Source organism: Sphingopyxis sp., from assembly GCF_035565275.1.
Taxonomy (GTDB): Bacteria; Pseudomonadota; Alphaproteobacteria; order Sphingomonadales; family Sphingomonadaceae; genus Sphingopyxis.
Genome location: NZ_DATMST010000239.1, coordinates 1 through 6,543, shown reverse-complemented (window position 1 = coordinate 6,543; position 6,543 = coordinate 1). Strand labels below are relative to the sequence as shown.

6 protein-coding genes are annotated in these 6,543 nt (G+C 66.6%); 2 read left to right on the top strand and 4 right to left on the bottom strand.

Annotated features, from left to right (window positions below; genetic code table 11):
• The 3 genes from VN047_RS16430 to VN047_RS16420 all read right to left on the bottom strand — a co-directional run.
• Positions 1-782, bottom strand: a 782-nt coding sequence (locus VN047_RS16430) for a MoxR family ATPase (protein ID WP_325544541.1), incomplete at its 3' end; no start/stop codon positions are given.
• A complete protein-coding gene (locus VN047_RS16425) occupies positions 772-2,007 on the bottom strand; it encodes a DUF4350 domain-containing protein (RefSeq protein WP_325544539.1) in 1,236 nt (411 codons plus the stop codon). The genes VN047_RS16425 and VN047_RS16430, both read right to left, overlap by 11 nt.
• Complete coding sequence (locus VN047_RS16420) at positions 2,004-2,711, bottom strand: DUF4129 domain-containing protein (RefSeq protein WP_325544537.1); 708 nt, start codon at positions 2,709-2,711, stop codon at positions 2,004-2,006. Before VN047_RS16420 ends, VN047_RS16425 begins: the two co-directional genes overlap by 4 nt.
• 165 nt (positions 2,712-2,876) lie before the next feature.
• Between VN047_RS16420 and VN047_RS16415 the strand changes: the two genes are divergently transcribed.
• Both VN047_RS16415 and VN047_RS16410 read left to right on the top strand, forming a co-directional pair.
• A complete protein-coding gene (locus VN047_RS16415; RefSeq protein WP_325544535.1) occupies positions 2,877-5,078 on the top strand; it encodes a thiamine pyrophosphate-dependent enzyme in 2,202 nt (733 codons plus the stop codon).
• On the top strand, positions 5,075-6,127 hold the full coding sequence (locus VN047_RS16410; RefSeq protein ID WP_325544533.1) for an ACP S-malonyltransferase: 1,053 nt from the start codon (positions 5,075-5,077) through the stop codon (positions 6,125-6,127). The genes VN047_RS16415 and VN047_RS16410 overlap by 4 nt, the downstream gene beginning before the upstream one ends.
• Before the next feature lie 126 nt (positions 6,128-6,253).
• Here VN047_RS16410 and VN047_RS16405 read toward each other — a convergent pair.
• Positions 6,254-6,543 (bottom strand): response regulator transcription factor (locus VN047_RS16405; protein WP_325544531.1); only part of this gene is annotated, 290 nt, incomplete at its 5' end.

Here is a 6,543-nt window from a genome sequence, read left to right as displayed (position 1 = left end):
GCGAGCAAGGTCGCGGCGCGCGGGCTGGCGCCGCATTCGAGGTCGGCGCTCTCGCGCGTCGCGCGGACGAGACGGACGATATAATCGACGATCTCGTCGGCGAGGCGGACGGTCGCGATCGTATCGATCGCCGCTTCGATCGCCTTGGCGTTGGCGACTTCGGCAACCCCGAAATCGGTCACGACGGGGCTTTTGAAGCGTCCGCCATGATCGGCCACGATGCGCCGTTCCTCGTCCGCCTCGGGATAGTCGACGACCAGCTTGAACAGGAAACGGTCGAGCTGCGCTTCGGGCAGCGGATAGACGCCCTGCTGCTCGATCGGGTTCTGCGTCGCGAGCACGGTGAAGCGCGGGCTCATGCCATGCGGTTCGCCGTTGATCGTCACGCGGCGTTCCTGCATTGCCTCGAGCAGCGCAGCCTGCGTCTTCGGCGGGGTGCGGTTGATTTCATCAGCCAGCAGCAGCTCGGTGAAGATCGGCCCCTTCGTCAGCGTGAAGCTCGACGTCTGGAAGTTGAACAGGTTCGACCCCAATATGTCGCCCGGCATCAGGTCGGGGGTGAACTGGATACGTCCGAACGCCAGCCCCGTTGCGCGCGCGAACGCCTGCGCGAGCAATGTTTTCGCGGTTCCGGGCGGGCCTTCGAGCAGTACGTGCCCGCCTGCGAGCAGCGCGATCGTGACCATACGCGTCAGCGGGCCCTGACCGAAAACGACCTTGGCGACCTCGCCCTCGATCGCGGCGCCGAGCGCTTGGACGCTTTCCACGGGATTAGCTGTCACGGAGTAGATCCTTCCTGATATCGTGCAGCGCCTGCGCGTCTGCCAGAAATTCATGTGTGTTGCGCGCAAGCGGCAGGCGCCGCGCGAGGCTCGAGAACAGCTCGCCTCCGCTGCGCAGATGCCGGTCGATCCAGCGATCGGTCTCCGCCTCGTCGAGTCCCTCGGGTGCATGCAGCCGCCGTGCGATCGCGGCGCGCTGGCTCTTCACAAAGGCGTCGGCGCCGTCGAGCTCGCGTCGCGCCTGCCGGATCAGGTCGGCGCTGTTCGCGATCAGCGCAGCTTTCGATACCGGGATCGCGCGGCGCGGGTTCAGTGCCGGGCCGAAGCGCATCCACGCCTGCCACAGAGCGAGCAGCCCGGCAGCGATCAGGCAGAGCGTGATGCCGATGAACGGCGGGACGAAAGCGAAGCGGAGCAGCGAGCGCCCGCTGCCGAAACCATTCAATGTCAGATCGAACGCAAGTCCGTCGGCTTCGGCATCCTCGGCGATCGCGTCGATCAGCATCGCCGCCGCACGGGCGTTGTCGCGATCGGCAAAGGCCAGATTGTTCACGAGGTCGGGATCGGAAAGGATATAAATCTTGTCGCGGCGATGCCTGGCGAGCAAGGCGCCGCCGCCCGGAAGGCCGACGAGCGTATCAAGATTCCTGGCATGGATGACCTGCGATTCCTTGTCCCGCAGCGGCAACGACATTCGGCGCCCGGCGACCGCGCCGGTTGCCGCCGTGCCGCGGGCGTGCGGTTCGTCGACAATCTTGTCGATCTGGCCCGCCGCCGGGGGCAATAATCCCGGCGAAGGTGCGAAAGCGAACCCGCCACCCGACCAGCCGGGCTTTTCGGCATTGGGGCCCGTGCGCCATTTGGGCAACACGATCAGGATTGGCCCGCCGCGGTGCCCCTTCATCACGCGCGCGATCTCTTCGGCCTTTGTCCGGTGGGTCGGCGTCAGGACGAGCAGTTCGCGCCATTCTTCTTCGTATGTCGGCGCCTCTTCGCTACGGCGGAGAGAAACGGCAGCGTCGCTGCGTTCGAGCAGGTCGACGATGCCGGCATAGCCCGGAGCAGCTTTCGACAGCGCGTGGCCGCCCCCGTCGTTGCCGCTCGACAGTTGCGGACCCAGCGCAACAAGCGCCCAAAGCGCCACGAAGGCGATCACGCCGATCACCACGACACCTGCGATCAGGCGCGGATTGAAGCCGTGATCGTTGGCGCCCGGCGCGCTCATGCGCGCGCCCAGTTCTTCGGCACCGTCAGTTCGGCATAGGCCGACCGGCACTGGTCCCATGCGCCCGCATCGATCAAGCGTCCGCCGAACAGGCTGATCTCGACCGCGCGCGCGATGCGGCTGAAGGCGTCGCGCGCGACCAAGGGCAGTTCGCGGGCCTCCGAAAGCTCACGAGAGGTCATCGCGGGTTTGACGAGGCCGGGGCGGCGTCCTTCGATATCCTCGACGCTGCGATAGAGCAGCAGGTGGACCGCTTCCGAAAAGCGGCCCTCGGCCGCGAGCGCATCGGCCTCGGCAAGCAGCGCGCGCGCCGCGTCCGCTTCGGCCAGGCCGATATCGTCCGCCGCGTCGTCGTCCCTCGCCTTGCGGAGGAACGGCAGGTCGTCGATCCAGCGGCGAAAGGCCGGAACGAAATGATAGAGAAGAAATGCCGCGAGCAGCGCGGCGGCGATCCAGAGCAGCGGCATCGCCGCCGGCGCGCTCCACCGGAAAAAGCTGCCGATCCCGTCGAACAGCGCCTTCAGCCATTCGGGCATCGATGGCGGCGGTTCGGGTGGCGGAAACGCGGTCTGGATATGGCCCCCCGCGATCGTCTGGCTATAGCCCGGATCAACGAGTTCGGGATCGACGAGCCATCCCCCGCCCTCTTTGGGGCTGGACGGTGCGGTCGCGGTCGACGCCTGGGCGATCCACAGGGATATCATGTTGAAAAGTCGGTCTCGCCCCGCTCGGTCATCGCAATGGTGGTAGCGCGAGCCGGCGCGCGAAGGCAAGAGATGCTTGCGCGCCGAACTGCCCCGTTCTAGCGCGCGGCGGTATCGGCCAGCTTGTTACGCGTGTAACCAACGGCCGCGGGATGGGAGAGCGACGTGGACGCGGCGCAGGCGGTACATGAAAAATTCCTCGCGGCGCTGGCAGGCGGCCATTTGCCGGGTCGCGCCGATGCGCCTGATCCCGCGGCGGTCGGCCTGTCGCGCGCCGAGGCGACCGACATCTTCCTGTCGCAGCTCACCAGCCGCCAGATGGACCGGCTGTCGCGCCATTTGCAGGCGCGTGGGCAAGGCTTCTATACGATCGGATCGTCGGGGCACGAGGGCAATGCCGCGGTCGCCGCCGCGCTTCGCGTCACCGACATGGCGTTCCTCCACTATCGATCGAATGCGTTTCAGCTTCACCGGTCGCGTCAGCTTCCGGGCGGGACGCCGACGTGGGATATGCTGCTGAGTTTCGCCGCGTCGAGTGAGGATCCGATCTCGGGCGGTCGGCACAAGGTGATCGGCTCGAAACCGCTCGCCATTCCGCCGCAAACCTCGACGATCGCCTCGCATTTGCCGAAAGCGGTCGGTGCCGCCTTTTCGATCGGCATCGCACGCCGCCTCGGTATGACCGGGCTGCCGCTTCCCGATGATGCGGTGGTGCTGACGAGCTTTGGCGACGCGTCGGCGAACCATTCGACTGCGCAAGGCGCATTCAACACCGCGGGCTGGGCGGCGTTCCAGGGCTCGCCGATGCCACTGATCTTCCTTTGCGAGGATAATGGTATCGGCATTTCGACCCGCACCCCGACGGGATGGATCGAGGCGCAATTCCGGCACCGCGCGGGGTTGCATTACATCAAATGCGACGGCACCGATCTCGTCTCGGCCTATGCCGGCGCGGCCGAGGCTGCGGACTATGCACGCCGTTACCGGAAGCCGGTCTTCCTCCACATGGCCACGGTGCGCCTCTACGGGCACGCGGGTTCGGACGTGCAGGGCGCCTATCTCCCCAAGGCGTTGATCGAGGCCGACGAGGCGCGCGACCCGCTGCTCGCCGGGGCGGCGCTGATGGCCGGGCATGGCTGGATGTCGCCCGCCGAAATCACCGACGCCTATGAAGATATCGGTGCGACGCTGGCGCGGCAGGCCGAGGCGGCGATCCTGCGGCCCAAGATCACCACGCCGGCGCATGTGATGGCCAGCCTGATTCCGCCGAAACGCGAGACCCTGCGGACGAACACGCCATCCGACGAAGAGCGCAAGACGATGTTTGGCAGCGATGCGGGCCAGATGGACAAGCCGATGCACATGGCGCGGCTCTTGAGCTGGGCGCTCGCCGACCTGATGCTCGCGCACAAGGAAATCGTCGTTGCGGGCGAGGATGTCGGGCCGAAGGGAGGCGTCTATAACGTCACCGCCAAGCTGCACCAGCGCTTCGGCTCGGCGCGCGTCGTCAACACGTTGCTCGACGAACAGGCGATCCTCGGCCTCGCGATCGGGATGGCGCACAACGGCTTTGTCCCGATGCCCGAAATCCAGTTCCTGGCCTATGTCCACAATGCCGAGGACCAGATCCGCGGCGAGGCGGCGACTTTGAGCTTTTTCTCTGACGGGCAATATACCAACCCGATGGTGATCCGTATCGCGGGGCTCGGCTACCAGAAGGGCTTCGGGGGTCATTTCCACAACGACAACAGCCTTGCGGTTTTCCGCGATATCCCCGGCATCATCCTCGCGGTGCCGTCGAACGGGCGCGACGCGGTGGCGATGCTGCGCGAATGCGTGAGGCTGGCACGGGAAGAACGGCGCGTTGTCGTCTTCGTCGAACCGATCGCGCTCTATATGACCCGCGACCTTCACGAGGAGGGCGACGGCCTTTGGACCAGCGTCTATGAAGCGCCCGGAGAGGGGGCGCCGATCCGCCTCGGCGACGTTGGCGTTCATGGTAGCGGCAGCGACCTTGCGATCGTAACCTATGGCAATGGCACTTACCTTTCGCGGCAGGCCGAAAAACTGCTCGCCGCCGATGGCATCCAGGCGCGCGTGATCGACCTGCGCTGGCTTGGCCCGGTCGACGAGGAAAAGCTCGTTGCCGCGGTCGGCGATGCCAACCGCATCCTGATCGTCGACGAATGCCGCATCACCGGATCGCAGAGCGAAGCGCTGATGGCGACCTTCGTCGAGCGCACTCCGGGCAGGAAGCTCGCGCGCATCGCCGCCGACGACAGCTTCATCCCGCTTGGCCGCGCGGCGACGCTGACGCTGCCAAGCCGCGATACGATCTATGCAGCCGCGAAGGAGCTTCTCGCATGAGCGCGCGCAGGACCGCGCTGGTCGTCGCGCCCGGCCGCGGCACCTATGGCAAGGGCGAACTCGGCAGCATCGCGCGGTTCCATGGGCAGCGCTTCGCCGACCTCATCGCGAATTTCGATGCGCAGCGCCGCGAGCGCGGCCAGCCGACCGTCACCGAACTCGACGGCGCCGAGCGCTTCAGCGTCGCGACGCATATGCGCGGCGACGTCGCGGCGCCGCTGATCTATGCCGCGACCATCCTCGATTTCCTCAGCATCGATCGCGAGGCGTTCGACGTGGTCGCGATCGCGGGCAATTCGATGGGCTGGTACAGCGCGCTCGCGTGCGGCGGTGCGGTATCGGTCGAGGACGGGTTTCGCATTTCGAACGCGATGGGGCTCAACAGCCAGACGCACGGCCCCGGCGGGCAGATATTGCTTCAGGTCGTGGACGACGACTGGCGACCGGTACCGGGCCTGCGCGAAAAACTCCTCGGCGTCGTCGCCGATATCGGATCGCGTCCCGGCCATGCGCTCGCGCTCTCGATCGATCTCGCCGGCATGCTCGTGCTCGCAGGAAATGAAGAAGGCCTTGCGGCGCTGCTCGCCGAAGCACCGCCGACCCCGGGGCGCGACCCCTTGCGCCTCGCCGGCCACGGCCCGTTCCACACGCCGCTGATGTTCGGCAGTTCGGACAAGGCGAAAGCCGAACTGCCGCATTCGCTCTTCCATTGCCCCGGGCTGCCGCTGGTGGATGGGCGCGGCCATATCTGGCGCCGCCATGCGAGCGATCCCGCGATGCTGTGGGACTATAGCTTCGGCCACCAGATCCTGGCGCCCTATGATTTCGCGCTGTCGGTGCAGGTTGCGGTGAAGGAATATGCCCCCGACGTCATCATACTGCCCGGCCCCGGCGATACGCTCGGCGGGGCGATTGCACAGTCGCTGATCGGCATCGGCTGGCAGGATATTGCCAGCAAGGCCGATTTCGCGGCGCGGCAGGCGACCGATCCGGTCCTGCTGTCGATGGGCCGAGCCGAACAGCGTGCGCTCGCTACCGGAATGGAATAGGCCGGCAGAGGAGGGATTCCCCTGCCGGCCCCCATGGTCGCATGCGCCAGGTGGGGTTGGCTCATGCGGATGAACGGCAACGCCGATGGGGACCAACACAAGGGCGGTGCACCGTTCACTTTTCTTTTAGGCGCTACGCTTTGCTTCCGGCCGGGTTCCATCGCGATCATGCGCCGGAACGGACCGATTTGCCGCGGCGGTCGGCATATATTCGGCGATAAATCTCAGCCGCAGCAATTCGGCGACATTGCCCGCGCCCGCGCGGCGCATGATATTCGCACGGTGCACCTCGACGGTGCGCGGGCTGAGTTCGAGTTGCCGCGCGATCGCCTTGTTGCCCAGGCCCGCCGCGATCCCCTCCAGTATATCGCGCTCGCGCGGCGTCAGCGCGGCCAGCCGCGCGCCGGCTTCGCGAT